The sequence below is a fragment of the Methylomonas sp. 11b genome (assembly GCF_000515215.1).
GTDB lineage: Bacteria > Pseudomonadota > Gammaproteobacteria > Methylococcales > Methylomonadaceae > Methylomonas.
In genome coordinates this window covers 1,410,633-1,435,998 of the sequence record NZ_KI911557.1, presented here as the reverse complement: position 1 = coordinate 1,435,998, position 25,366 = coordinate 1,410,633, and the positions used below count along the sequence as shown (strand labels likewise).

Genomic DNA, 25,366 nt, shown 5'->3' with positions numbered 1-25,366 from the left:
CTGGGTTGTCAGGTGTCTATAAAAAGACTTAAGCGAGCTTAAGCCAATATCTTACTAACGCAGGATTTACGGTACCACCATCGCATTTTTTTATACGAAATTCAATCGCCTAAGTCCTCTTTCCGGAGATGCTAACGGCCTAAAATGGAATTGCCCTGTTAGCCAAGCACCTTCAGCACGATCGATAAGTAGTCGGTGTAGCCGATGGCGGCGGCCATAATGATTAACAACACGCCCTGAAAAATGGGGCGTTGTACAAAAGGCTTATAAGTGTCCTCGGCATAGCGTTCAGCCAAGTCAGACAGACTTCCCAGTTTGCCGGCTAGTGGAGGGTTGTCGGCGTTACCTTGATTGGCTATGGACAGGCGGCGCAGATTTTTCAGAGATTCGTGTTCGGTTTTATCCGCCACTGCTTTTAGGCGAAAATCACAATAGAACAAATAGGCGATGCAAACGCCGATCACGATCAACAATCCGGGCGGTGTATGCCAGTTATCAAAATAACTCATTCGTGCCAACACCATAAGGGCCGCAGCGAATAGCGGGTAAGAGATCAGGCGGCTGGCTTGTTGCGTCATATCACCCACTAGGCGGATCGTCACCCAATCCTGAAGGTAAGCGTTATCGATATTCAGCGTGGCGCGATATTCTTCCGTCATCGATACCGGCCAGGGCTCGGCACGTGGGATGGAGCGGATAAACTGGATGATCGCTTGCGCTGCTTCGGTGACGCTAATCATCAAAAACAAATAGGTCGGGACTAACACCAATCGTAACAATATAAAGTCAAGGTGATAGACAAACTCGCCACGATAAGGTGTAACCGGTACGCCCAGTGACAGAATTATGGCAAAGGTGAGTAGCCAGGCTGCTAGCGTCAAGATGCCAACTCTACCCATACTCAAGTTTCGTTCAAGTCGTCTTTGTAATGATTGATCATGCGCATGGCAACGATTATCAGCAGACACACCAAACTTACCGCTGAAATTCAGCCGTTCCCAAAATAACCGCGGAAACTTGACGGTTTCGATTACCCAAAACACCGTAGCCACCAGCGCCGCGAATCGGACCGCCTCAGTTGACCACATGCTGACACCCTCTATTAGCGCTATAGGTTCGGTCTGTTCAGTGTTCAGCACGAATGCCGTTAATCCGCAACCCACTAACAGACAAAACAGCAGCCAAGTTCGTTGCAAACTTAGTACGCTGACTTCTACCGGCAGTTTGGCAGCATCCGCGATTGTTATTTTGCGATGAAAATAAAGCCATAGGCAGGCAAACAACAAGGCGCAGATTAGAATTTTCAGCGCGATGCGGAAAAACTTTAAAAAGGGTTGATCCGCTAATAATGGTTGCTGCTCGATGTCCATTCTTCGGGCCTTATCCCTAGTGTTGTCGGCTGCCTGGATAAATCTGGCCATAGGGCCAAGCACCTTGCAATCCTTACGTCTGGTTTGAGGTTCGGAATTCGCATGGCTGAGCGGGAACGCCTTGGTACGACCGATTTCGTGTATCGCTGGGTGGCTGAACACTGTTTGGTCTAATAGGCTTTGACTGTCTATTGTATTGCATACTTCCGTTACCGACGTCGGCTCAGAGGAAGCGGGATTGGAGTCCCATAATGCCATTTGCGCGGCTAAAAAATAGGCGGTTTGGTAACTGTCGCGGAATGGCGGAATGCCGTGTTGCAATTCCTGTGGCAGTTGTAAGCCGAAACTGGATACCACAATCAGGTTCCGCGCCCACTCGTTTTGATCTGGGTGTAAAAACCGGGCATCCATGACGTTCGTGAAATACCAAATGTCAGGAAACTTCGCATGTAGTGCTTGCAGTACCAATAGTTTGTCATAGACATCGCTACCTAGGACGCCGATGGCGCCAATGCTGTGGTTGCTGTCTTCAAGCTTCTCTTCTATGTCTTGGATCTGATTGGTCAGCCGGCGCATGTAGTCGAATTGACTATCGCCGTCGGCATGTTCCATGGCTTTCGATGCCTCGGAGGAATTACTGGATTCATTGTCGCCGGACTTAGTAGCGGTAATCGGTGAGCTTTGGCCTCGCAGAGTTTTGCCGTCCAATCCGCGAAAATAAGTGTATTGGTGTACGTATTGGCGTAGGCAGTCTGATTTTGGAGTTAATTGCCCATCGCAATCCGTAGCCGGATTTTCCCCGTTCATAGCGGTTTTGACTAAGGCATCTGCAAATGTGGTGCCAATATGGTAGGCATACAATGATTCGGTTTCGGAAATCAATACCACGTGCTTAGTGGAATTAGCCAACTTGGCGCGGTTGCCGATTCGGACGCCGCGTAGTGCCAATTCCTTACTCAAGGCCGTGGCTAACTGGCTGTCGGTAGCGGTTGTACGAATAAAAGGCAGGCCAGCTCCGAAATGCTCGGTCAAATTGGTTGGTTCATTCCTATCTGGGGTTCTAGTGCCAAACAGTAATTTACCTTCATCGACTGTGGCGCGAGGCGAATATATTCGAAATAAGGGCTTTCCATCGGATTTAGCGGCCGGTTTGACCGCCCGAGCCATGTTTTGCAATTCATCAGAAGTCGCCGGCCCCAGCACATTGAATTCCAGATTGAATTGACTGTTTTTCAGATAAATCTTGCGGAGATTCTCGAACAAGTCGTGCAGCGGCTGATAGCCGAACAGTTTGTTGTCCAGGTATAACACTAAGATCGGCGGATGTTTATCGTCATCCCGAAGTGAGTACACAGGATTGGGTTTCCACACCAGAGATTCGAAGGCGATTAAGGTACTGGTATCGTTAAGCCGGTAATTGACGTAGCCAATATGCTCCGGGTCACTAGGCGCATACTCGTTGTTTTGGTCGGCTGTCAGTCCGGACAGCACCGCATAGCGGATACGCCGGCGGGTTTCTACGTCTTCCTGATAGTGACCATTCGGCATCAGAGTGGCCATCACAATTTGCCGCGTGTCGCGTAATTCACCCAATTGCTTTTGAACAGTTTTTATCACTTCTTCAGTGTTTTTATATTGCTGATAATTCTCGCGGTTTAAATTTTGGTTGGCGATGGCTTCGAATGGGTCTTGCCACAAACGCGCGTCCACGTCTGATTTAAACCCGGCTTGCTGCTGCGGTATCGGTGCTTTGTTAGGTCTGGAATCGTTGAAGGGGCTTTGACCGACGAACAGGCTGCCACCCAGAATGATCAAGAGCAAACTTAATACGTTTGGCGAAATCAGCGAGGATTTGTTTTCTTTGGACATAAGCGCCAAGCTTTGATTGATATGGAGAGATAGTGGGACATACCCGGTTGTGCTACTAGACTAACACTAGAAGTTTTCGGCTTCAAAGGCAGAAACTAACAACGATTTTTGTAAAATTACACTATCTAGCAGGGTGCGGAATCCAAATTTCGCGAACCGAGGCCATAAAATCCACGTTTATTTCCGCAACAACCAAGGATTGCCGCCGATGGCGGTGAGGTTGGTGGTGACGGTTTGTTCGTTGGCGAAGCGTTGCAAGTAGTGGGGGCCGCCGGCTTTCGGGCCGGTGCCGGATAAGCCCATGCCGCCGAACGGCTGCACGCCGACTACTGCGCCTATCATATTGCGATTGATGTAAATGTTGCCGACCCGCGCGTGTTGCTGGATGTAACGCATATTGGCGTTGATGCGGCTGTGAATACCCAGCGTCAAGCCGTAGCCGCTGGCATTGATGGCTTCGACCAATTTTGCCCGCTCGTTGGCTTGGTAACGGACAATATGCAGGATGGGGCCGAACACTTCGTGGTCAAGGAAGGATAGTGCCGGTATTTCCGCCAACGTGGGTGGAAAAAAGCAGCCGTCTGCCAGATTGGGAGGGATGGGCAATTGATATAACAGCTTGGCTTCGCGTTTAAGCTTTTCGATGTGGTTCAGTAGTTTGGCTAAGGCGTGTCTATCAATGATAGGGCCTACGTCGGTGGCTATAGCCATTGGCGAGCCAAGCCGCAGCAAGCGCATCGCACCAATCAAACGCGCGACGATGCTGTCGGCGATAGCCTCCGGCAGAAACAACACCCGCAACGCCGAGCAACGTTGGCCGGCGCTGTTAAACGCCGATAGCAAGGCGTCCGCAACCAGTTGTTCCTGATGCGCGGAGCTATCGGCGATCATCACGTTTTGCCCACCGGTTTCGGCAATCAGAGTGGCGATGGCGCCGTGTCGATCAGCCAGTCGCCGGTTGATCAGCTGTGCGGTAGCCCCAGAGCCGGTAAACGCGACGCCGGAGACGCGTTCGTCACTCAACAAGTGCCGGCCAATCTCAGCGCCGTCGCCGGGTAAAAACTGCAATACCTGTTCCGGGACCCCGGCGCTATGTAACAGGCGAACGCAAGCCATGCCTGTTAACGAAGTCTGCAAAGCCGGTTTGGCGATCACGGTATTGCCGGCCGCCAGCGCAGCGGCGATTTGGCCGATGAAAATTGCAATCGGAAAATTCCATGGGCTAATACAGACAAACACGCCGCGCCCGACCTGAAATAATTGATTATCTTCGCCAGTGGGTCCGGGCAGTTGCTGGGGCTGAGCGAATTGCTCGACTGCACAGGCCGCGTAGTAACGGCATAGATCGACCGCTTCGCGCACCTCTGCCAGCGCGTCGCGCAGGGTTCGACCGCCTTCGCGGATGCACAGCGCCACCATTTCCAGGCGCTGCTGTTCCAATAAGTCCGCTGCTTTACGCAGATACCCGGCGCGGGTTGCGACTGGGCATAAACGCCAGTCATTGAACGCGCTGGCTGCTTGTTGCAAGGCTTGTTCTATATCACTTTGGGAACTGAATACCACTTCGCCAACCAGTCTATGTCGGTCATGCGGACTATAAACAGGATGCGGTTCGCCAGGAGTTTGCCGACCGGCGACCATTGGCGCAGCTTGCAATTTGTGGTCGGACATTGCGGCCAAGTCCTGTTGCAACTGCTGCAATACCTCAGGATTACTCAAATTCAGCCCCTGCGAATTCCGGCGTTGCGCGCCAAATAACTCGCTGGGTACAGCCAACGGTTCAGAGTCGACTTGATTTAACTGGACCAATGGGTCGCCGGACAGATTAGCGGCGCTGATCTGCTGATTTTCGATTTGGTTGATGAACGAGGTATTCGCGCCGTTTTCCAATAAGCGTCTGACCAGATAAGGCAACAATTCCCGGTAGCCGCCTACCGGGGCATACACTCGGCAGTTGATCGGCTGTTGATGGAGCAACTCATCGTACAACGCACTACCCATTCCATGCAGGCGTTGGAATTCAAATCCCGGATGGCCTTTGCCAAACTCGCAAATCGCCGCCACGCTGTGGGCATTATGTGTGGCGAATTGCGGATAAAAGATTTGCGGGCGAGACAGGATCAGCCGGGCGCAAGCCAGATAAGACAAGTCCGTGGCAGCTTTGCGGGTAAACACCGGGTAGTCGTCCCAGCCGTTTTCCTGGGCGCGCTTGATTTCGCTATCCCAGTACGCGCCTTTTACCAAGCGGATTGGAATCAGCCGGTGTTGCTGTTCGGCTAACACCGCCAGCCATTCGATCACTGCTACAGCGCGTTTTTGGTAAGCCTGCACCGCCAGACCGAAACCAGGCCACCCGGCCAGTGCGGTATCGTTAAGCACTGCCGCAAAAATATCCAAGGACAGGTCCAGCCGTTCGGCTTCTTCCGCATCCACGGTCACGGAAATATTCGCGGCGCGGGCCAGCTTGACCAAGGCCAACAGCTTGCTGCTGATGGCCGGCACCGCGTAGCGATGCTGCAAGGGTTCGTAACGCGGATAAAGCGCCGAGAGCTTGATCGAAATGCCGGGGTTGGTAAATAAATCCGCGTTAGCAGATTCGGCCAGCGTTTCAATTGCCTGGCGATAGGCCGCGAAATAGCGCTCAGCATCCTCTTCGGTCAAGGCCGCTTCGCCGAGCATATCGAAGGAATAGCGGTAGGCAGGGTTGCGGCTCGCTTGTTCGATAGCCATTGTTATATCTTCAGCGATGACGAAATGCTCGGCCATTTGCTGCATGGCTTGCTTGATGGCTGTGCGGATCAGCGGCTCGCCCAGCCGGCTTAACAAGCTAGCGAAAACCCGCTGCCGAATCAACGCTTCCATTTTGCCGCTCACCCACAACGCGCTGCTAGCCAGATTGACCGCTACTGAATCGCTGTGTAGCCAGTGGCTATACCAGTCGGCATCTGCCAATTTGTCACGCAGGAACAGGTTTTGCGTGGCGCTATCCGGTATCCGCAACAAGGCTTCGGCAATGCTCATCAACACGATGCCTTCATCGCTACTCAGCCTGTATTCATGCAAGAAAGCTTCGAAAATGCTCGGCTGTTTGTGTTTAGTGCGCACCGCTTCTATCAATGCCTGCGAAGATACGCCGATGGCCTGACTATCGTAATTTCCCAACCTGGCGATTAGGCCGGAGATTGCTTGCGGCTCGGCTTGGGTAAATGCCTGATGGATGCGCTGGCGCAGTTCGGATAAACGGTTTGCGTGGCTCATTGCTATCACCTGTTGGACAGACACTTATAAGCATACCGCTATCCGGAAAAACTGGCTGGCTTGTTGGACCGGGTTTGCTCTGCTACTGTTGACGGTAAAGCGTTTAATGCGCGAGGAGAAAACATGTCAGGCAGAATTGATTTTACGATGGGTTTTAACGCGGGAAATGCGGCTAGAGCGGGCAATGGGGATAGCAGCTACCGGGTTTATGTGTTCGGAAATTTTTCCGGTGCCGCCGCACCCTGGGAGCAAAGTAAAATCCGCAAAATCGATGTGGATAACTTCGAGCAAGTGATGGCGCAAATCCTGCCGACGCTGGAAGTCAGCCCCGGTATCAGCTTGCAATTTCCGACGCTGGACGATTTTCACCCCGATGCCTGGCTGGGGGAAATCAAGCTGCTGGCTGATTTGCGGACCTTAAAGTCCGAATTGGGCAATCCCAATACCGCGGCACAGGCGGCGGCAAAAATTCAGGCGTTTTTTCCGGCGGTAGCTGTGGTCGATCCGGTCGCACCTGCTCCTGCCACGGAAAGCCAGGACGATATGCTGGAGCGTTTGTTGGGTAAAAAGCCGGAAGGCGCAGTCGCTGCGTCCGACTCTTTGGATAGTTTGTTGAAACAAATTGTGGAACCGCATGTCGCCAAGGACGCCAACCCGCAGCATCGGGCTTTAATCGATTTGATCGACACCGCGACGGCGCAGCTTGTGAAAGCCTTATTGCACCGGCAGGACTTTCAAGCACTGGAAGCCTTGTGGCGAGCAACAGATGGCTTGGTGCACGAAGAAGCCGCCGACGCACAACAAATTTATTTACTGGATATTAGCCAAGCCCAGTTGCTGACAGAGCTGGAAAAGGGTAGCGATAGTGTGGTCCAGCGTTTGCAACAACATATGCAAACAGGCGACGGAGAGCAGGACGTATTGTTCGTGGCTGATTATGTGTTTTCCGACAATGCGGAGGACAAGGCTTTGCTGGGTTTTTGTGCCGAATTAGCTGCAAAATGTGGAGCGGGTTTTCTGGCCTCCGCTGGAAACGGTTTGGTGGTCGGGGCTTTGCAGAACGCGTCGGATTGGTTGGCATATCGTCAGGAAATCGCGGCAGACAGCGTAATTCTGGTTTATCCGCGTGTGCTGATGCGTTTGCCTTACGGCAGCAAACGCGAACCGCTGGAAACCTTTGCGTTTGAAGAATGCGACACTGTTCCGCAGACCGATGAATTGCTATGGGGGAATCCGGCCTTTTTGGCGACTAGGGTTTTGTTGAGAGCTGCTCAGGATGAAGCGACAGCAGAGCAATTCTTTTTTGCCGATGTGCCGGCGTTTAGCTACGATTTGGACGGCGAGCAGGTATTACAGGCGGCTACGGAAGTAGTGTTGAACGAAGCGCAAGCAAACAATCTTTTGGCACAAAACATCATGCCGGTGATTGGCTATCGGCAGCGTCAAGGCTTACGCTTGCTGGGTTTAGAAACCTTGAGTTGACAGATCTGGCCGCAACTGTGCCTGCATTTTTTCCCTATCCAGCTCGCCTTCCGAATGCGACACCACAATAGTTGCCACTGCATTACCGACGATGTTGGTTAAGGCCCGCGCTTCGGACATAAAGCGGTCTATCCCCAGGATTAACGAAAGAGCCGCGACCGGCACTGCCGGCACCACCGCTAGGGTTGCCGCCAGCGTGATAAAGCCAGCGCCGGTGACGCCAGAAGCACCTTTGCTAGTCAACATCGCTACCAATAACAGTGTCAATTGCTGGCTCAGGCTTAAATCGACATTCAAGGCCTGAGCGACGAACAGCGCGGCCATGGTCAGATAGATATTGGTGCCGTCCAGATTGAACGAGTAGCCGGACGGAATCACTAAACCCACCACCGAGCGGGAACAGCCCAGTTTTTCCAGCTTATTCATCAGCGGCACCAGCGCCGATTCGGACGACGAGGTGCCCAGTACCAAGAGCATTTCTTCCTTGATATAACGCAGCAGTCTAAAAATATTAAAGCCGGTCAGCGCGGCTATGCTGCCCAGTATCAAGACGATGAACAAAGCGCAGGTCAGATAAAAACTACCCATCAGCGCAGCCAGCGGTTTTAATGCGGCGACGCCGTATTTGCCTATGGTAAACGCCATCGCCGCGCCGGCGCCGAACGGCGCCAGTTTCATGATCACATTCATCATTGCAAAAAAGATATGTGAGCATTCCTCTATAAACACATACACCGATCTGCCGGCGCTGCCCATTTGTTGCAGGGCAAAGCCGAAAAGTACCGCTACCAGCAATACTTGCAGCAAATCGCCGGAACCGGTGAAGGCATCGGTGAAGGTTTTGGGGATGATGTGCAGCAGAAAATCGGCGGTACTTTGCTGGTTGGCTTGTTTCACGTAGCCGGACACCGCCTGCGCATCCAGCGTGGCCGGATCGACGTTAAAGCCTTGGCCAGGCTTGAGCAGATTGGCCACCAGCACGCCCAGCGCCAGCGCGAAAGTCGAGACAATCTCGAAATACAGCAAGGCTTTTACCCCAACTCGCCCGGCTTTTTTCATGTCATCGGCGCCAGCGACGCCCAGCACGATGGTGCAAAATACCACTGGTCCTATCAGCATTTTGATCAGGCTGATAAAGCCGTCGCCGATGGGTTTTAGCGTCACGGCATGTTCGGCGTCCAGATAACCAAACACGCCGCCGGCAACGATAGCCAACAACACCCACAGATAAAGCCGGGCAGAGAGAGTCGCTGATTTCGGCGGGAGTGGTTTGTTGAGGTTTTCCGAGTTCATGGTTTAGCGCGTGGCTTTTAAGATTTAGCGCAGGTATTGAGTGCAATATCGTTTAAAAGCTACGCATAACGCAAGGATAGTTTACGAGTCCAACAGCCCGGCTTACGATGGCAGTGAACCAGTCGCCGACATCTGTTTCCAACTTAAACTACGAGGCTATGGCGGGCTCAAATGGTGGTGGATCCCGATTAAAAGGCTACCGGAATCTTTTCAACTTCGACAAAGCGGCGGTTAGCGCCTTCCGCTTATTTTTCTTCCTTTTTGTCAAACACCCCGCTAAAACTAAAGCCAATATCGATTTTGCCGATTTCTTCGATCACTTTCTGACTCAATTCAGCCACCGGCTTATCGGAAAAAACTGCGTAGCGCATCAGGTTTTCCGTGTAGGTTTGCTTGTCTTTATATTGGCTGTAAAACGCGAACATCAACGCCGCGATGCCGGTAACGGTGGTTTGCACAATCGCCGATTTATACCATTCGCGCTCGCCCAGGCGGTCTTTCATCAACACCCCTAGCGACGGCCACAGAAATACCGCCACCGCGGAAATCAGCGAGAGCCAGAAAAATACTTTATTTAAAATCGCATAGCTTCTGGCTTTGGCATACAGATCATAAATCAACACTAGCTTGCGTTCTTCGTCTACTGTTGTAGGCTTTGTCGTGCCAGTTGAATCGGTCTTACAGATGGCGGTTTTGGCGTAATCCATCAGCAATTTCGCACTGGTTTGATTGGGATTAAGGATGTTGATGACATCCTTATCGCAGGATTCCGATGCGCACCCGCTTAGCGCAATCAGGGTCACGATGATCAACAGAAACTGACGCATGGTTTTGCTCCGTATCGATTTAATGGGGCAATTGTGACATAACCGGCTTGATGGATTGTTCGTAAAGTTATGTCTGGCGAGGATCGACAGGGTATTTTCGGGTAATCTTTTCCTGCGATGGGATGTTCGTATTTTTTGGTGATCGACAAAAGGGTCTATCATTTCATCAGATTCAATGGCGGCAATTTGATTAATACCTGCCATAATTGCCCCATCGCCGATGAAATGTTGAAATCAAAACAGATGGTAATCAATAGCTTATTGTGCGGAAAAAGGTTTGCCGGCTGATGCGTAGTTAACTATCCAATTCCTTATTTGGGGCGAACATTCTGTGCCATATCAACAGGAACATGAAGCAGAAGTGTTATCTGCGGTAAAGCAGTTTGCCCAATCAGTCAATTCTGGTCGTAAAGTAGTTGCCGATATGTCAATGTTGGTGGCTGCAACTTCAAATTTATCATTGGCGAATTTAGATTTTTGGGAACGATTAATTCGGTGGGAGTTCTCTAGAGAGCTGAAAAACACTATACCCTCCAAATGGAAGTTTTGGACTCAACCTACCCCTTTTCTAACGTGGATAGATTTGTGCAGCGAGGACGGTTTTAAACGTCAAAAAACGCTACGCACTCTATCTGGGGCAGCCCCTAATGGATTTTTCTTTGCCATCGCTGTTCGTCGGCTCAACGATTGGGTCCCACAAGTTCGCGAGGCAGCCCGCGAAAAACTTCCAATTGTTGCAAAACACACGGATCCAGAGCTTGTTGTTGATGTTTTATGTGCTACGTTGCCCCATTGGAATTCATGGGGCCGCATGGAAGACAAAGACAAACAAGTGTTAATAGAGATTACATGTATCGAAAAGATAGGGCTGGCGCTCAAATCGAGGATTTTGTCTACCACCTCCGGTCCGATGACCTCCGTACTATCGCAGGTGGGTCGTGCAGAAACACTAGATCGTTATCTTGACGAGATTGCAAGAAAAGCTATTCAACCATCAGTGCGAGCAAAATCATATAGATGCTTGCTTGAAGGAAAAATGGCTTGGTTCGCTGGGAGAAAGTGGGAATGGACTGACAAACGTTATTGTAAGGGACACTTCAAGCCGATAATCCGTGAGCGAAATGTACTTGTCACTAGCCCATCCCTAGAAATTTTAATATCGGCAGCAACAGATCGATCACCAATAGTTCGACGTGTTGCGGGTGAAATGCTTATTCGTGAGCTAGCGAAAATTGGTACTGAGTCTTTAAAGTTGGCACATCTGCTTGCGTCTGACAAATCACCATCAGTGGCAGAGCGTGGAAAGTTTGCATTGAAAAGATTGAAAAATTCTGATTTATGAATTACGTCCCTTAATTCCAACGTTCACCGGCTGCTTTAAGTTTGATGGTGTTGAAAAAGTCCTTTTGAGAGAAAAACACTATTCGATCTTAAATATTAATGAATAAAAACAATAACTCGAGAACAATGCTGCTGGAAAAGCCGGCGTAATTTTGCCAAAAACCTACTTATTCAACACAATCAGTTTTACTGCTGTCGGTACACGGAAATCTTTGAATGTCGCAAACTGGCCTATAGGCGCTGGAGTACCCCAATTAAGCAATCCCGCTAAGATTAGCGACAAAACCCTACCGACTTTCCGAAGGTCAACTTATGCAAACCCCCTCAAACAGACTCTACTGCACTGCCCAAATCCGTGAAGCCGAGCGGTACGCGATCGACGAACTGGGGATTCCGGGCCGGGAATTGATGCGCCGGGCTGCGTACGCGCTATTCGAACAGTTAAGACAGCGCTGGCCGGAACAACAAGCAGTCACAGTGTTTTGCGGCGCCGGCAATAACGGCGGCGACGGTTACGATGTTGCGACCCTTGCCTTGCAGGCCAATTTTCAGGTAAGCGTTTATGCCTTGGCCGATCCAGACGGTTTACCGGGTGACGCTCTGAGTGCCTATCAAGATTTTTTACAGGCTGGTGGACGTGTCAGCGACTTCGAAGCCGGACAATCCAAGCTGCAAGGTGTCATAGTCGATGCTTTGTTCGGGATCGGTTTGAGCCGTGAGGTCGGGCAAGATTACGCGTTAGCCATTGCGGCGATCAATGCCTCCCGCTGTCCGGTGATTGCGGTGGATGTGCCGTCCGGCTTGCACGCCTACACCGGCTCGGTACTTGGGTGCGCAGTCAAGGCTGATGTGACGGTGACCTTCATCGGTTTGAAGTGCGGCTTGTTTACCGGCGAAGCAGCCGAATATTGCGGCGAGATTATTTGCAGCACCTTGGATATCGACGCTGCTGTGTTGGCGGCGATGCCGCCGTTTGCGCTGTTGCTGGAAAAAATCGACTTGCCGCGCCGCGCGCGGATTGCTCACAAAGGTCGTTTCGGGCATGCGTTGTTGATCGGCGGCAATCTGGGTTATACCGGGGCGATACGTTTGGCGGGGGAGGCGGCCTTGCGTTCCGGCGCCGGTCTGGTTAGCATCGCCACCCGCGCATCGCATAGCGGGTTGATCAACATCGGTAGGCCGGAGTTAATGTGCCACGGCGTGGAATGCGGCGAAGCGCTACATGCCTTGCTGGAGAAGGCCAGCGTCATCGTGATTGGTCCCGGTCTGGGCCAGGACGATTGGGCCAGGGAGATGTTCGGCGCGGCGCTGGCCATTGACAAGCCGTGCGTGATCGATGCCGACGCCTTGAATCTGTTGTCCTTGCAACCCAAGCGGCGCGCGAATTGGGTATTAACGCCACACCCCGGCGAAGCCGCGCGCTTGCTGGGCTGTAGCGCCGGGCAAATCTCCGCTGACCGCTTTGCGGCGTTGGCGGATTTGCACAGTCAATACGGCGGCACTTGTTTGTTAAAGGGTGCCGGTACCTTGATTACCTGCGGCGACACGGTCTATGTCGGCACTACCGGCAACCCCGGGATGGCTAGCGGCGGCATGGGCGATGTGTTGTCGGGTTTGATCGGCGGCTTGCTGGCGCAGGGTTTGAGCTTGGATGAAGCAACGCGGCTGGGTGTCTATGTGCATGGCGAAGCCGCCGACAGTTTGGCTTTGGAATTTGGTGAGCGTGGCTTGCTGGCCGGCGATTTGCCGGCACGAATCAGGAAATTATTGAATTAATGAACATTACTCTGGAAACCCCCGAAGATACCGAAGCGCTGGGTGCCGCACTCTGGCAAGCACTGCCGGAAAAATGTCTGCTGTTTTTGTACGGCGAATTGGGTGCCGGCAAAACCACGCTGGTCCGGGGCTTGTTGCGCGCCGCCGGTCATCAAGGTGCCGTGAAAAGCCCGACTTACACCTTGGTTGAAGAATACGAAGTCAACGGTCGGCGTTTGTTTCATTTTGATTTGTATCGGTTGAAGGACCCGGAAGAGCTGGAATGGATGGGCATGGACGATTATCTGAATCAAAACGCGTTGTGCTGCATCGAATGGCCGCAAATGGGCGCGGGGTTTTTGCCTACGGCCGATCTGGAAGTAAGGTTGAATTATTTTCAGCAACAACGTACCGCTGAAATCAATGTGTTAGCAAAAAATCGGCTAAGCGATATAAAACTAAACTGGAAAAACAATAACCTACTGCTATAATTTCAACGAAGTTGTCACTAGTGGAAATGTGGGGTATGCAGCAGATGTCTAAAATTTTCTGGATATGGGGTTTGTTATTGCCCACGTTTTCCGCATTCGCGGCTCAGACTGAGCTGGGTGCGGTCACTTATTCATCGGCCAATCAACTGCTGGTCAATTTGCCGAGCACGGTCAAGCATCACGCGTTTGTGTTGAAAAGTCCCAATCGTCTGGTTGTGGATTTTGTCGATGCCAAAATGGCGCAGGGTTTGAATCAACCTGCCGCCGATCATCCTTTGTTCGGCTTTGCCCGGAGCGCGATGCGGAACAACAAAGATTTGCGTATCGTCGTTGAATTGAAAGCCGATGCGGACGCCAAGGTGGCGATGGTCGGCAAGAATTTGCAAATTGATTTGGCGGCAAAAGACCAGCCGGCGCAACCTCAGTTGGCAGCCAAGCCAGCGGAAAGAGCGTTTACTCCGGTTGCGGCGCTTAAAACTGAAAAGCCGGCAGCTACCCCAGTGGTTGCCGTTGCCGAAAAAGTCGATAAACCCAGCAAGAAATCCGAGACCATTGCCAAACCTGTCGCGGTTAAATCCGTCGCCAAAGCCAAAGGTCGTAACATCATCGTTGCCATCGACGCCGGCCACGGCGGTAAGGACGTCGGCGCGCAGGGCGCAAACGGCACCCAGGAAAAAGACGTGGTCTTTGCAATTGCCAAGAGTCTGCAAGGTATGGTTAACAGCCAGCCTGGCATGAAAGCGGTGATGATTCGCGACGGCGATTATTTTGTGAAATTAAACGAACGCCGCCGCATTGCGCGAGCCGCCAAAGCCGATTTGTTCGTGTCCATCCACGCCGATGCGTTCAGCGACAGTCAGGCTCATGGTGCATCTGTCTATACCTTGGCCAGCAACGGGGCTTCCAGCGCTGGCGCCGGTTGGTTGGCAGCCAGCGAAAACGCAGTCGATGGCGGCGGTGCCGGTGAGGATCGGGATGACACCTTGAACTCGGTGTTGATGGACTTATCTAACAAGGCCGCAAAAGAAGCGAGTCAGAATGTCGGTAACAAGGTGCTGAAAAGCGTAAAAAGCGTTGGGCATCTGCACAGAAGTGCGGTGCAAAAAGCCGGTTTCGTGGTGTTGAAGTCTGCGGAGATTCCGTCAATTTTGGTGGAAACCGCCTTCATTTCCAATCCGGAAGAAGAGCGTCGTTTGAACACCAAGGCCTATCAAAACAAAATGGCTTCTGCTGTGTTTAGCGGGATAGTGGGCCACTTTAAACAATATGCGCCGGCCGATACGATGATGGCGCAGCTGAATCGTTCCGGCAAATCCAAAGCCGTGCAATTGGCGGCATTGGCTGTGGATGATAATGAACCTGTGGCTAAAGCAAAACCGGAACAAAAACCAGTGTTGGCGGCTAGAGAGCTGGATGCCGCTCCGACCGTGGTGGCGAGCAACGCCGGGACTCATCATGTCATCAACCGCGGCGAAACGCTGTCCGGCATAGCCCAGCAATACGGGATAAGCATGCGGGCTTTACGTATGGCCAATGCGATGAACGACGGCAACGTGCGTATCGGCCAAGTATTACAAATTCCGCGAGACAGCTAATAATCCAATCTAAAACGGGGTGAATCATTTCGCCCCGTTTCATTTCCATCCGCTAAAATACGCGCTTTTTCCCGAGCGCAACCGATGCGGATTCACGCCTTACCCACCCAATTAGTCAATCAAATCGCCGCCGGCGAGGTGGTCGAGCGGCCGGCGTCCGTGGTCAAAGAGCTGGTGGAAAATTGTTTCGATGCCGGTGCGACGCAGATTCTGATCGATGTTGAGCAGGGTGGGGCACGGCAAATCAGGATTCGCGACAACGGCTGTGGCATTGTCAAAGACGACTTGGCCCTGGCCTTATCAAGGCATGCCACCAGCAAGATTGCCTCATTGGACGATTTGGAGCATGTGATCAGCATGGGCTTTCGCGGCGAGGCCTTGCCCAGCATCAGCTCGGTGGCGCGCTTGACCTTAATTTCCCGCACCGTCGATGCCGAATGCGCCTGGCAAGTCAGCGCCGATGGTACCGAGAGCAACTTCGATCCGCAACCCGATCCGCATCCGCCCGGCACGACTGTGGATGTGCGCGATTTGTTTTACAACACGCCGGCTCGCCGCAAGTTCTTAAAAGCCGAGAAAACTGAGTTTGCTCATATCGAGAGCTTGATTCAGAAGTTGGCGTTGGCGCGTTTCGATGTGGGTTTTGTCTTAAATCACAATCAGCGCGAAGTGCTGAATCTGAAACCGGCGGCAACTCAGGAGGCTCAGGAAAAACGTATCGCTGCAATTTGCGGCTCGGCGTTTGTCGACAACAGCGTGAAGATCGACTTTGCCGCCTCCGGTTTACATCTGCACGGCTGGGTTGGCTTGCCGACTTTCTCCCGCAGCCAGCAGGATATGCAGTTTTTCTACGTCAATGGTCGTTTGATCAAGGATAGGCTAGTCGCCCATGCGGTGAAACAGGCTTATCAGGATGTGTTGTACCATGGCCGGCATTCGGTGTTTGTCCTGTACCTAGAGCTCGATCCGGCCTTGGTCGATGTCAATGCTCACCCCACCAAACTGGAAGTGCGATTTAGGGAAGGGCGCATGGTGCACGATTTTCTGTTTCAGGCTTTACACCGCAGTTTGGCCGATCAACGGCCTGGCGCTGCCGTTGTGGCAAAACAGATTGAAACAGTCGCGGATTTTTCGGAAATACAACCTGCGGTTGCGCCACTGCGGACGCCGTTAAATCAACAAACGTCTTTACCGCTGACTATGCCGGAACCTGGTTTGGACCGTGTGCAGCAACGCACTACACCCGAGGCGTTCGGAGCTTATCGCTACTCGCCCGAGCGGTCGAGTTTGTCCGAAGTGGCCGAGCAAATCAAGGCTTACGGCAAGCTTTATCCGCAAGTTGACAATGCAACTCCGGCGCAGCCAGCGGTGGAATCGGCGATGCCGCCATTGGGTTTTGCCCTGGCGCATATCCACAATATTTACATCCTAGCCGAGACTGCTAACGGCATCATTTTGGTGGATGCCCACGCCGCCCATGAGCGAGTGACTTATGAGCGTTTGAAACAGCATTATCTTAATCGGGCCATCGTTTCCCAGCCATTGTTACTGCCGATCAAATTACAGGTGACCGCCGCCGAGGCCGACTTGGCGGAGCAAGAGCACGAGTTTTTCACGGGGCTTGGCTTTGAAATAAACCGTTCCGGCCCGGAAACGGTGGTGCTGAGAGCCACGCCGGCCTTGCTGGCAAAAGCCGATGTCGATCAGCTGGTGCGGGACATCCTGGCGGATCTAGCCACCCACGGCGTCAGTCATAAAGCCCAGGAAAGTCTTAACGCCATTTTGGCCACCATGGCTTGCCATAGCTCGGTGCGCGCCAAACGCAAACTCAGCATCGAGGAAATGAACGCCTTGTTGCGCGATATGGAACAGACCGAGCGCATCGGTCAATGCAACCACGGCCGACCGACCTGGGTGGCGCTGAGCCATCAGGATTTGGACCGGTTTTTCATGCGCGGCCAATAGATGAGTGTGTTACAAAAACCGTCGGCCATCCTGTTGATGGGGCCGACCGCATCCGGCAAGACCGCGCTCGGCGTAGCGATGGCCCAAGCCCTGAACGCCGAGATTATCAGCGTCGATTCGGCCTTGGTGTATAGAGGTATGGATATAGGCACCGCAAAACCCACGCTGGCGGAGCGCGGCGGCGTGCCACATCACTTGATTGATATTCTCGATCCCAGTGAAGCATTTTCCACCGGCCAATTCCGCAACCGCGCTTTGGAGTTGATGGCAGATATTACGGAGCGCGGCAAATTGCCCTTGTTAGTCGGCGGCACCATGTTGTACTTCAGCGCCTTGACGCAGGGTTTGGCGCAATTGCCTGAAGCCGATCCGGAGATACGCCAGCGATTAGATCAGGAATTGCAAGACTTGGGTAAGGAGGTGTTGCATGCCCGTCTGGCGCAAGTCGATCCGCAAGCGGCGGCGCGGATTCATGTCAACGATCCGCAACGCATTCAGCGGGCCTTGGAAGTTTATGAAATCAGCGGCCGACCGTTATCCAGCTTTTTCGATGCCGACCAGCATGCTGAGCAGCCCTTTCGGTTTATCAAACTCATCGTCGCGCCGGAGCAGCGCAGTACCTTACACGCCAACGTCGCCGAACGTTTCGATCAGATGCTGACGCACGGCTTTCTCGACGAGGTCCAGGCTTTATGGCAACGCCGCGATCTGGATGAAAGCATGCCGTCGATACGTTGCGTCGGTTACCGGCAGGCTTGGTCCTATCTCAACGGCGAATACGACCTGACAACAATGCGGGACAAAGCCATTATCGCCACCCGGCAACTGGCGAAGCGCCAATTTACCTGGTTGCGCAAGGAGCAGGATGCCCATCATTTGATCACTGGATCTAAAGACCTAGTCGGACAAGCCTTGGCCTATTGCCGCGCCTATGAATAAAGCCGAACAACGCCAAATCGCCTACGCGGTGCGTAATGCTCAGGCTGATAAGGATGCGATCAGCGCCGAAATTTGCCGGCGTGTCGTCGAGCAACCCTGGTATCAAGCCGCCCGGACGGTGATGTGGTATTTGCATTGTCGTTCCGAAGTGAGGACCCTGCCAGCCGTTGCTACGGAATTAAAAAGCGGCAAGCTCATTGTCATCCCTTATTGTACGGTCGATAACGAGGGTCATAAGCAACTGGGTTTGTGGCAGTTGGAAGCTATCGACGAATTGCAACCGGGCATGTGGAATATTCTCGAGCCGCCGCGGGCACGTTGGCTGGAGCCCGCAAAGCAAGTTGGCGCGGATGAGCTAGATGTGGTCATTGTGCCCGGCGTGGCCTTCGACCGGCAAGGCAGGCGCTTGGGCAACGGTGCCGGCTATTACGACCGTCTACTGCAAAAAGTACGACCCAATACAATATTGGCGGCGGTGTGCTATGAAGCCCAGCTATTGCCGCAGGTGGCGGTAGATACGCACGATGTATTCATGAACTTTGTGGTCACCGAGCAGGCCATTTATCCTGGCGAGGGCCGAGCTTGGCGATGACTCCCGCAGAGTTGAAACGGCAAATTCCGAGTTCTCCGGCCTTTGTGCTGGATGAAGGGCAAGTGCTTGCCAACCTGCAACCGTTGATTGCTTTGCGGCAGGCCACGGGCTGCAAGATTTTATATTCGATGAAGGCGCTGCCTTTGGCGTTTTTGCTGGAATTGTTGTCTGGGGGAGTGGATGGCATATCGGTCAGCTCCTTGTTCGAAGCGCGTCTGGCAAAAGAGGTTTTGGGTGTAAATGGCCGCAGCATTCATCTGACCACGCCAGGCATACGCCCCGACGAATTTCCTGAGCTGAGCAAGCTTTGCAGTCACATCAGCTTCAATTCGCTGTCGCAATATCAACGTTTGCATGGGTTGGCTGACGGCTATTCGAAAGGCTTGCGAGTCAATCCCAAGCTGTCGTTTGCCAACGATCAACGCTACGATCCGTGCCGGCCTCATTCCAAATTGGGTGCCGATATTGAGTTGCTACAAACCGGTTTGCCGGCTGGTATCGAAGGGCTGCATTTTCACACGGTGTTCGCTTGTCTGGATTTCGCACCGTTGCAACAAACCCTGGAAAAACTGCTGCCGATTCTGAAACGCAGCCAGCTTAAATGGTTGAATCTGGGCGGCGGTTATTTGTATCACGACATCGCGAACCAGGCGCAAATCGTCGAATTGATTAATAGGCTGAAGGCTGAGTTTGGTGTGGATGTGTATGTGGAGCCGGGTAAGGGGATGGTCGGTAATGCCGGTTATTTGTTGACCACCGTGTTGGATCGGTTTGTCAGTGACGGCAAGGAAGTGTTGGTTTTGGATACCTCGGTGAATCATCACCCGGAGGTGTTCGAATATCAGATGAAACCGCGTTTGCGCGAAGAAGATAGTGCCGGTGAACAGTCGGCAATTTTGGCTGGCTCGACCTGCTTGGCCGGCGATGTGTTCGGCGAATATCGGTTTGATCGGATTCCCGAGGTTGGCGAGCGTTTAGTGTTTGCCGATGTGGGGGCGTATTCGCTGATCAAGGCCAACCGGTTTAACGGTTATAAGCTGCCGGATGTTTATGGCGTCGATCCGGCCCGTTGGGTGCTGCAAAAGCGTGATAGTTATGCCGATTATCGCCGGCAATGGACGAACAGCGAAGACTAGCGTTTCGCTGCCGGTTTGACGTTTAAGGGTGGGCGTGCGGGGGCGCTGGCTCTTGGTCCAGGCCGGTCATTAGCGCTTCCATCTTCTGAATGCTGGCATCGCAGCCTTCGATGCTGGCTTGCACTTTGGCCTTAAAGCGCAAGCCCATGTGTTCGCCATCGCTTTCCCGTTCCGCGTATTCGTTCAACAGATGACAGGCATCGTGCATGGCTTGTTCGGTATTTTCGAAGTCCTCATTATCCGGCAATTGCTCGGCTTCACTGAGCATCATGAGTCGACTTAATACCGTGCTCTGGTGACGGAATACCGATTCGGCGTAGTCGGCAAAGCTGTCATGCTGGCTATTGGCTGGTACGCTGGCGCAACCGATTACGCCGCAGCTAACCAGTGTAAACAGAGTCAGAAACTTCAAACGTGGTAAGACCGTCGGCATCGTGTTTAAGCCTTTTGCGCAGTAAAAATGCAATATTCGGTGAGTTTTTCGGTAAACAACTGATGTTGGGCCAAGCCGACCAAATAGTTGGCGGTTTGTGCCTTGGAACGCAGTCCCAGCCATTGGCTGATAGTCTGTACCGGTTTCAAGCGTTTGGCTACTTTGTACATATGCTCCACCGAGGCATGGGTTTGCGCGGTGATGTCGTGGCAAATGATGTCTTGAAAACCTTGTTGTGCCAACAAGCCGCTGAATTCATCCCGCGCACACAGATTCGGCACGGCCCAACCGTTCAAACAGGTGACTACCGCCTGCCATTGCTGTTCGTTAAATTGCCGCTGCAATACAAAGCCGTCGCAGACCACAATCCGACCGCCGGGACGCAATACCCGCCAGGCCTCGCGCAAAAAGTCGCCTTTGTGCAGCGCATGACATGAGCTTTCCAAAGCCCAGACTACATCAAACGATGCGTCAGGAAATGGCGTGGAGCAAAAGTCGGCGACTTCGAAATCGACCCGTTCCGCAACGCCGTGGCGTTTAGCGTGTTGGCGGGCATACTCGGCTTGTTTGGCGCTGATGGTGATGCCGGTGACCTGGTTGCCATGCTGTTTAGCCATCCAGATCGTGCTGCCGCCGATCCCGCAGCCGGCATCCAGAACCGTATCGCTGGCTTGAATGCCGGCTTTGTCATAAAGAACTTGGTTTTTGTTCAGCAGCGCTTGATGTTGGTCATAGGGCTTAGCTTCGTCCCAATAGCCGTAATGTAAGGCCAAATTGTCACGGTTGCACCAGGCCACCAGATAATCGTTGTAGCAATCGTCGTAGTGTTTCGCGGCGTCCGCTTGCAGTTCGGTGCTGGATAATTCGGCGTTATCGCGCAGGCTTTGGTCGCGGTAATCTTGATTGGGTTCTAGGTTGTACATCGTAGCGGGAATCGAGGAACGGGACGACTGAGCGTAAGGCAAGGTAAACGGCCGGATTAGTTGGGTTGCCGGCCATTATAATTCAGATCGGCGATTCGCTTCATGCTAGCCGACAGATTGTTTAGTTGCGGGTGATTGATTTCCAGCGCGGTGAATATCTGTTTTATGGCTAACTCTTTGATTTGCTCGGGTTCCATGCCAAAGCGAATCTTGAACAAGCGCCGCTGTTTGCCGACCGGTAGCGCTGCCAGAATTTCGCTTAAACGTTGATCGATCAATTGACGAGCTAGAGCAAGTTCGGGGCTTAAACCTTCGTCCTTGGCTTGGAAAGCGGGTTGGGTGGGCACGGGGATTGGCTGATTTGCCGTGGCCGCGCGCTGACGCATCTCCTGTAAACGCGAACTTTTGCCAGGATTGACCAAGAGCGAATCCGCTGGGCGGGTGGGTGATTTAGCCATGATGTTTGTTGTGGGTTGAATGCGCGGGATCGTGAATCAAATTGCGTATCACCACCGAGGCGCAGACGCCGCCGAAAGCCGCCGGCAAATAGGAAATCGTGCCATAAGCAGACTTTTTATAATTGCTGCCGTCGGTAAACATCAACGAATCCTTGTTGACCACTTCCGGCGAAAACACCACCTTCACGCCGCGGCTGATGCCGTGTTTGCGCAAACGCGTGCGGATGAATTGCGCAAACGGGCAGTTATAGGTTTTGGAGATGTCCACGACCTTGAGATGCGTCGGATCCATCTTGCCGCCGGCACCCATTGAGCTGACGATTTTCATGTTGCGGGCTTTAGCGGCGCGAATCAACGTGATTTTAGGCGTCAGGCTGTCGATCGCGTCGACCACGTAGTCGTAATGCTGGCTCAATAGCTCGTCGGCGGTATCGGGGGTGATGAATTCGTGTTTGATGGTCAGTTTTAAATCCGGATTAATCGCCAGCAAGCGCTCGCCCATGATGTCGGCTTTGGATTGGCCGTGCGTCGTGGACAGCGCCGGCAGTTGCCGGTTGCGATTGCTGGGATCGACGACGTCGCCATCGACGATAGTCATCTCGCCAACCCCGGCCCGGCAGATGAATTCGGCGGCAAACGAGCCCACGCCGCCCATGCCGACCACCAATACATGGGATTGCTGCAGCTTATCCAGCTTGGGTTTGCCGATCAATAGTTCGGTGCGGGAGAGCCAGCTTGTATCAGTCATTCAGAAATACTCGTTTGAAATTGCGCATAATTTGTTGTCGCAAGGTCGCGGTGTCCAAGCCGCGCATTTTAGCCGCAGCGGCGTATATTGCGTCAATGGATACGTTCGCAGCGTCGGTTTCCAGAAACAAGCGATCAAGCGGTATGCTGCGCAGTGCTGCACCGGCATGACTGCCTGGATCCATTAAGGCGGCACCAAAGGACAGATAAAATCCATGTTTTAGCAATTGCTCGGCCAATGCCGGCTTGCCCTTAAAACCGTGAATGATCCAGGCTACTTTGGAATTTTGCGATGATTTTTTGATCTGTATTAGCTCATTGAAAGCCCGGACACAATGGATTATCAGTGGCTTGCCTAATTGGTGGGCGAGTTTAATCTGAGCAAAAAATGCTGCGGTTTGCACTGCTAAAGGTGCATCGATAGTCTTATCCAGTCCGCATTCGCCGATGGCCAGTAGTTTCGGGTGATGGCTTGCCGTACTGATTTTAGATAGAGCCGTTTCAGTATCTTGTCTGTGCAGATCCCAAGGGTGCAAACCCAAGCTGAAAAAACCGTTTTGCGCTGCCGCGGCGTCGAAATCCTGGGTGGCGATGTTGATCATTTCCAGGCTCTTCTTGGCGCCGGTTTGGTGGCAATGGATGTTGATATAAATGTCGGTTGCGTTCAGCGTTGCTGGAACAGTTTCAATTTTCATTGAATCGCCACCTATCGCGCGAAAAAAATTAACACCCTTAAAAAACCGATATCCCACGGTATAATGCCATTTTATTTCTTCAGCAGAAAAACAATGGCGCAATATATTTTCTCGATGAATCGGGTCGGCAAGATCGTACCGCCCAAAAAGCATATTCTTAAGGATATTTCCCTATCGTTTTTTCCCGGCGCGAAAATCGGTGTATTGGGCTTAAACGGTTCCGGTAAATCGACCCTGCTGCGCATCATGGCCGGCATCGACAAGGAAATTGAAGGCGAAGCGATTCCGCTGAAAGGTACCAAGATTGGCTATCTGTCGCAGGAGCCGCAACTCGATCCTAATAAAACCGTGCGCGGCAATATTGAAGAAGCGGTTGCGGAAATCAAAGATGTATTAGCCCGATTGGATGCGGTTTATGCGGCTTATGCTGATGCTGATGCTGATTTCGATGCGTTAGCTGCCGAGCAAGCCAAGCTGGAAGATATCATCAATGCCTGTGATGGTCACAATCTGGATCGCACTTTAGAAGTGGCTGCCGATGCCCTGCGTCTGCCGGATTGGGATGCTGATGTAACTAAATTGTCCGGTGGTGAAAAACGCAGGGTGGCGCTGTGCCGTTTATTGCTGTCCAAGCCCGATATGCTGCTGCTCGACGAGCCGACCAACCACTTGGATGCGGAATCGGTGGCTTGGCTGGAGCGTTTCTTGCACGACTATCCCGGTACCGTGGTGGCGGTAACTCACGATAGATACTTCCTAGATAACGTTGCCGGTTGGATTCTGGAGCTGGACCGCGGCATGGGTATTCCTTGGGAAGGTAATTATTCATCTTGGCTGGAACAAAAGGAAAAACGCCTGGAGTTGGAGGAGAAACAAGAGTCTTCTCGGCAAAAAGCCATGAAAGCCGAGTTGGAATGGGTGCGTTCAAACCAAAAAGGCCGGCACGCGAAGAGCAAGGCGCGTTTGGCGCGCTTTGAAGAATTGTCGTCAGTCGAAACGCAAAAACGTAACGAGACCCAGGAAATTTATATTCCACCCGGTCCACGTCTGGGCGATGTAGTGATCGACGTTGAGAACATCAGTAAGGGTTTTGGCGACAGACTTTTGATCAATAATTTGAGCTTCAAATTGCCGCCGGGCGGGATTGTAGGCATCATCGGTCCTAACGGTGCCGGTAAAACCACCTTGTTCAGGATGATGGCTGGTTTTGAAAAACCGGATGCCGGCGACATCAAATTTGGTCAAACCGTGCAGATGGCCTATGTCGATCAGTTGCGCGACGACATGGACAACAACAAAACGGTTTGGGAAGAAATCTCCGACGGTCTGGACATGATCACCGTCGGCAAATATGAGACGCCGTCCCGGGCGTATATCGGCCGGTTTAACTTTAAAGGTGGGGATCAACAAAAACGCATCGGCGAATTATCGGGCGGCGAACGCAACCGTGTGCATTTGGCCAAGCTGTTGAAAAGCGGCGGCAACGTGTTATTGCTCGACGAACCGACCAACGACTTGGACGTGGAAACCTTGCGAGCTTTGGAAGAAGCATTGCTGGCTTTCCCCGGTTGCGCGGTGGTTATCTCGCATGATCGCTGGTTCCTGGATAGGATCGCTACGCATATTTTGGCATTCGAGGGCGACAGTGAGGTGGTGTGGTTTGAAGGTAATTATGCCGACTACGAAGCCGATCGGCATCGTCGCTTGGGTACGGATGCGGATAACCCGCATCGTCTCAAATATAAAAAAATCGGCTAAGCTGAACTTAAGCGGCCGTTGTTATTTTCGCAACGGCTTTGCTAATAAAGATCTGATTGAACTTGAAATAGCGCAAACCAGTCCCAAAGTCATTAACAGTTTTTTATTGATCCGCAGCCCGCGTGTTGAAATTGGCGGGTGTAGCGGGTAATGTATTAATAGCGCACCGAACAATAATAAGGAGAAATAGGATGTCGAAAGCACAAAACTTGCAGGACAACTTTTTGAATGCCCTCAGAAAAGAACACACTCCCGTGTCGATTTTTTTGGTTAACGGTATCAAGCTGCAAGGCCGCGTCGATTCTTTCGACCAATACGTGGTGATGCTAAAAAACACTGTGAATCAAATGGTTTACAAGCATGCCATATCCACTATCGTTCCCGGCAAAAATGTCACGATGCACCGTGATCCCGACGTTAGCGATGAGAGCTAAGAGGT

20 protein-coding genes are annotated in these 25,366 nt (G+C 52.4%); 11 read left to right on the top strand and 9 right to left on the bottom strand.

Features of this window, described 5'->3' with window-relative positions:
* Positions 1–158 precede the first annotated feature (158 nt).
* Together METH11B_RS0106625 and putA are read right to left on the bottom strand one after the other, a co-directional pair.
* Complete coding sequence (locus tag METH11B_RS0106625; protein WP_026601352.1) at positions 159–3,239, bottom strand: hypothetical protein; 3,081 nt, start codon at positions 3,237–3,239, stop codon at positions 159–161.
* 177 nt (positions 3,240–3,416) lie between these two features.
* Entirely contained in the window at positions 3,417–6,497 is a 3,081-nt protein-coding gene (putA, locus tag METH11B_RS0106620) for a bifunctional proline dehydrogenase/L-glutamate gamma-semialdehyde dehydrogenase PutA (protein ID WP_026601351.1), read from the bottom strand.
* 123 nt (positions 6,498–6,620) lie between these two features.
* On the opposite strand from putA, the gene METH11B_RS0106615 reads away from it, so the two are divergent.
* The gene (locus tag METH11B_RS0106615) at positions 6,621–7,979 is read left to right on the top strand and encodes a type VI secretion system contractile sheath domain-containing protein (protein ID WP_026601350.1); all 1,359 of its coding nucleotides are present in this window, start codon (positions 6,621–6,623) and stop codon (positions 7,977–7,979) included.
* Here the strand turns inward: METH11B_RS0106615 and dctA are convergent.
* Complete coding sequence (dctA, locus tag METH11B_RS0106610) at positions 7,962–9,272, bottom strand: C4-dicarboxylate transporter DctA (protein WP_051426994.1); 1,311 nt, start codon at positions 9,270–9,272, stop codon at positions 7,962–7,964. The genes METH11B_RS0106615 and dctA overlap by 18 nt on opposite strands.
* A 245-nt stretch (positions 9,273–9,517) precedes the next feature.
* Positions 9,518–10,099: a hypothetical protein gene (locus tag METH11B_RS0106605; RefSeq protein WP_026601348.1), complete on the bottom strand. Its 582-nt coding sequence runs from the start codon at positions 10,097–10,099 to the stop codon at positions 9,518–9,520.
* 331 nt (positions 10,100–10,430) lie between these two features.
* Here METH11B_RS0106605 and METH11B_RS0106595 point away from each other — a divergent pair, with 331 nt between their 5' ends.
* The 8 genes from METH11B_RS0106595 to METH11B_RS0106560 all read left to right on the top strand — a co-directional run bounded on the left by METH11B_RS0106595 (position 10,431) and on the right by METH11B_RS0106560 (position 19,913).
* Positions 10,431–11,441 (top strand): hypothetical protein, encoded by a 1,011-nt coding sequence (locus tag METH11B_RS0106595; protein WP_026601347.1) that lies wholly within the window; start codon positions 10,431–10,433, stop codon positions 11,439–11,441.
* Between the two features lie 311 nt (positions 11,442–11,752).
* Positions 11,753–13,216 carry a bifunctional ADP-dependent NAD(P)H-hydrate dehydratase/NAD(P)H-hydrate epimerase gene (locus tag METH11B_RS0106590; protein ID WP_026601346.1) on the top strand — a complete coding sequence of 488 codons (1,464 nt, stop codon included), beginning with the start codon at positions 11,753–11,755 and terminating at the stop codon, positions 13,214–13,216.
* Complete coding sequence (tsaE, locus tag METH11B_RS0106585) at positions 13,216–13,686, top strand: tRNA (adenosine(37)-N6)-threonylcarbamoyltransferase complex ATPase subunit type 1 TsaE (RefSeq protein WP_026601345.1); 471 nt, start codon at positions 13,216–13,218, stop codon at positions 13,684–13,686. The genes METH11B_RS0106590 and tsaE overlap by 1 nt, the downstream gene beginning before the upstream one ends.
* 44 nt (positions 13,687–13,730) lie before the next feature.
* Positions 13,731–15,281 (top strand): N-acetylmuramoyl-L-alanine amidase, encoded by a 1,551-nt coding sequence (locus METH11B_RS0106580; protein WP_231499592.1) that lies wholly within the window; start codon positions 13,731–13,733, stop codon positions 15,279–15,281.
* A gap of 84 nt (positions 15,282–15,365) precedes the next feature.
* Positions 15,366–17,246 (top strand): DNA mismatch repair endonuclease MutL, encoded by a 1,881-nt coding sequence (gene mutL / locus METH11B_RS0106575; protein ID WP_026601343.1) that lies wholly within the window; start codon positions 15,366–15,368, stop codon positions 17,244–17,246.
* Entirely contained in the window at positions 17,247–18,185 is a 939-nt protein-coding gene (gene miaA / locus METH11B_RS0106570) for a tRNA (adenosine(37)-N6)-dimethylallyltransferase MiaA (protein ID WP_026601342.1), read from the top strand. It abuts the gene before it with no gap.
* Entirely contained in the window at positions 18,178–18,777 is a 600-nt protein-coding gene (locus METH11B_RS0106565) for a 5-formyltetrahydrofolate cyclo-ligase (RefSeq protein ID WP_026601341.1), read from the top strand. Before miaA ends, METH11B_RS0106565 begins: the two co-directional genes overlap by 8 nt.
* A complete protein-coding gene (locus tag METH11B_RS0106560) occupies positions 18,774–19,913 on the top strand; it encodes a carboxynorspermidine decarboxylase (RefSeq protein WP_026601340.1) in 1,140 nt (379 codons plus the stop codon). Before METH11B_RS0106565 ends, METH11B_RS0106560 begins: the two co-directional genes overlap by 4 nt.
* Before the next feature lie 22 nt (positions 19,914–19,935).
* Here the strand turns inward: METH11B_RS0106560 and METH11B_RS0106555 are convergent, their stop codons facing one another.
* The 5 genes from METH11B_RS0106555 to METH11B_RS0106535 are packed head-to-tail and all read right to left on the bottom strand — an operon-like array spanning position 19,936 to position 23,169.
* Positions 19,936–20,346, bottom strand: coding sequence for a hypothetical protein (locus tag METH11B_RS0106555; protein ID WP_026601339.1), 411 nt, complete (start codon positions 20,344–20,346; stop codon positions 19,936–19,938).
* A gap of 5 nt (positions 20,347–20,351) precedes the next feature.
* On the bottom strand, positions 20,352–21,269 hold the full coding sequence (locus METH11B_RS0106550) for a methyltransferase domain-containing protein (RefSeq protein WP_026601338.1): 918 nt from the start codon (positions 21,267–21,269) through the stop codon (positions 20,352–20,354).
* Positions 21,270–21,325: 56 nt separating this feature from the next.
* On the bottom strand, positions 21,326–21,727 hold the full coding sequence (locus METH11B_RS0106545; RefSeq protein WP_026601337.1) for a hypothetical protein: 402 nt from the start codon (positions 21,725–21,727) through the stop codon (positions 21,326–21,328).
* Entirely contained in the window at positions 21,720–22,475 is a 756-nt protein-coding gene (locus METH11B_RS0106540; protein ID WP_026601336.1) for a tRNA threonylcarbamoyladenosine dehydratase, read from the bottom strand. Before METH11B_RS0106540 ends, METH11B_RS0106545 begins: the two co-directional genes overlap by 8 nt.
* Positions 22,468–23,169 (bottom strand): TatD family hydrolase, encoded by a 702-nt coding sequence (locus METH11B_RS0106535; protein ID WP_026601335.1) that lies wholly within the window; start codon positions 23,167–23,169, stop codon positions 22,468–22,470. The genes METH11B_RS0106540 and METH11B_RS0106535 overlap by 8 nt, the downstream gene beginning before the upstream one ends.
* Positions 23,170–23,262: 93 nt before the next feature.
* Between METH11B_RS0106535 and ettA the strand changes: the two genes are divergently transcribed.
* Both ettA and hfq read left to right on the top strand, forming a co-directional pair.
* Positions 23,263–24,927: an energy-dependent translational throttle protein EttA gene (gene ettA, locus METH11B_RS0106530; RefSeq protein ID WP_026601334.1), complete on the top strand. Its 1,665-nt coding sequence runs from the start codon at positions 23,263–23,265 to the stop codon at positions 24,925–24,927.
* Between the two features lie 191 nt (positions 24,928–25,118).
* The gene (gene hfq, locus METH11B_RS0106520) at positions 25,119–25,361 is read left to right on the top strand and encodes an RNA chaperone Hfq (RefSeq protein WP_020482487.1); all 243 of its coding nucleotides are present in this window, start codon (positions 25,119–25,121) and stop codon (positions 25,359–25,361) included.
* Positions 25,362–25,366: the final 5 nt, after the last annotated feature.

Bases quoted from the DNA above. Each gene is read 5' to 3' on its own strand.
- METH11B_RS0106625 (WP_026601352.1), bottom strand. From the start codon at position 3,239: ATGTCCAAAGAAAACAAATCCTCGCTGATTTCGCCAAACGTATTAAGT.
- putA (WP_026601351.1), bottom strand. From the start codon at position 6,497: ATGAGCCACGCAAACCGTTTATCCGAACTGCGCCAGCGCATCCATCAG.
- METH11B_RS0106615 (WP_026601350.1), top strand. From the start codon at position 6,621: ATGTCAGGCAGAATTGATTTTACGATGGGTTTTAACGCGGGAAATGCG.
- dctA (WP_051426994.1), bottom strand. From the start codon at position 9,272: ATGAACTCGGAAAACCTCAACAAACCACTCCCGCCGAAATCAGCGACT.
- METH11B_RS0106605 (WP_026601348.1), bottom strand. From the start codon at position 10,099: ATGCGTCAGTTTCTGTTGATCATCGTGACCCTGATTGCGCTAAGCGGG.
- METH11B_RS0106590 (WP_026601346.1), top strand. From the start codon at position 11,753: ATGCAAACCCCCTCAAACAGACTCTACTGCACTGCCCAAATCCGTGAA.
- tsaE (WP_026601345.1), top strand. From the start codon at position 13,216: ATGAACATTACTCTGGAAACCCCCGAAGATACCGAAGCGCTGGGTGCC.
- METH11B_RS0106580 (WP_231499592.1), top strand. From the start codon at position 13,731: ATGTCTAAAATTTTCTGGATATGGGGTTTGTTATTGCCCACGTTTTCC.
- mutL (WP_026601343.1), top strand. From the start codon at position 15,366: ATGCGGATTCACGCCTTACCCACCCAATTAGTCAATCAAATCGCCGCC.
- miaA (WP_026601342.1), top strand. From the start codon at position 17,247: ATGAGTGTGTTACAAAAACCGTCGGCCATCCTGTTGATGGGGCCGACC.
- METH11B_RS0106565 (WP_026601341.1), top strand. From the start codon at position 18,178: ATGAATAAAGCCGAACAACGCCAAATCGCCTACGCGGTGCGTAATGCT.
- METH11B_RS0106560 (WP_026601340.1), top strand. From the start codon at position 18,774: ATGACTCCCGCAGAGTTGAAACGGCAAATTCCGAGTTCTCCGGCCTTT.
- METH11B_RS0106555 (WP_026601339.1), bottom strand. From the start codon at position 20,346: ATGCCGACGGTCTTACCACGTTTGAAGTTTCTGACTCTGTTTACACTG.
- METH11B_RS0106550 (WP_026601338.1), bottom strand. From the start codon at position 21,269: ATGTACAACCTAGAACCCAATCAAGATTACCGCGACCAAAGCCTGCGC.
- METH11B_RS0106545 (WP_026601337.1), bottom strand. From the start codon at position 21,727: ATGGCTAAATCACCCACCCGCCCAGCGGATTCGCTCTTGGTCAATCCT.
- METH11B_RS0106540 (WP_026601336.1), bottom strand. From the start codon at position 22,475: ATGACTGATACAAGCTGGCTCTCCCGCACCGAACTATTGATCGGCAAA.
- METH11B_RS0106535 (WP_026601335.1), bottom strand. From the start codon at position 23,169: ATGAAAATTGAAACTGTTCCAGCAACGCTGAACGCAACCGACATTTAT.
- ettA (WP_026601334.1), top strand. From the start codon at position 23,263: ATGGCGCAATATATTTTCTCGATGAATCGGGTCGGCAAGATCGTACCG.
- hfq (WP_020482487.1), top strand. From the start codon at position 25,119: ATGTCGAAAGCACAAAACTTGCAGGACAACTTTTTGAATGCCCTCAGA.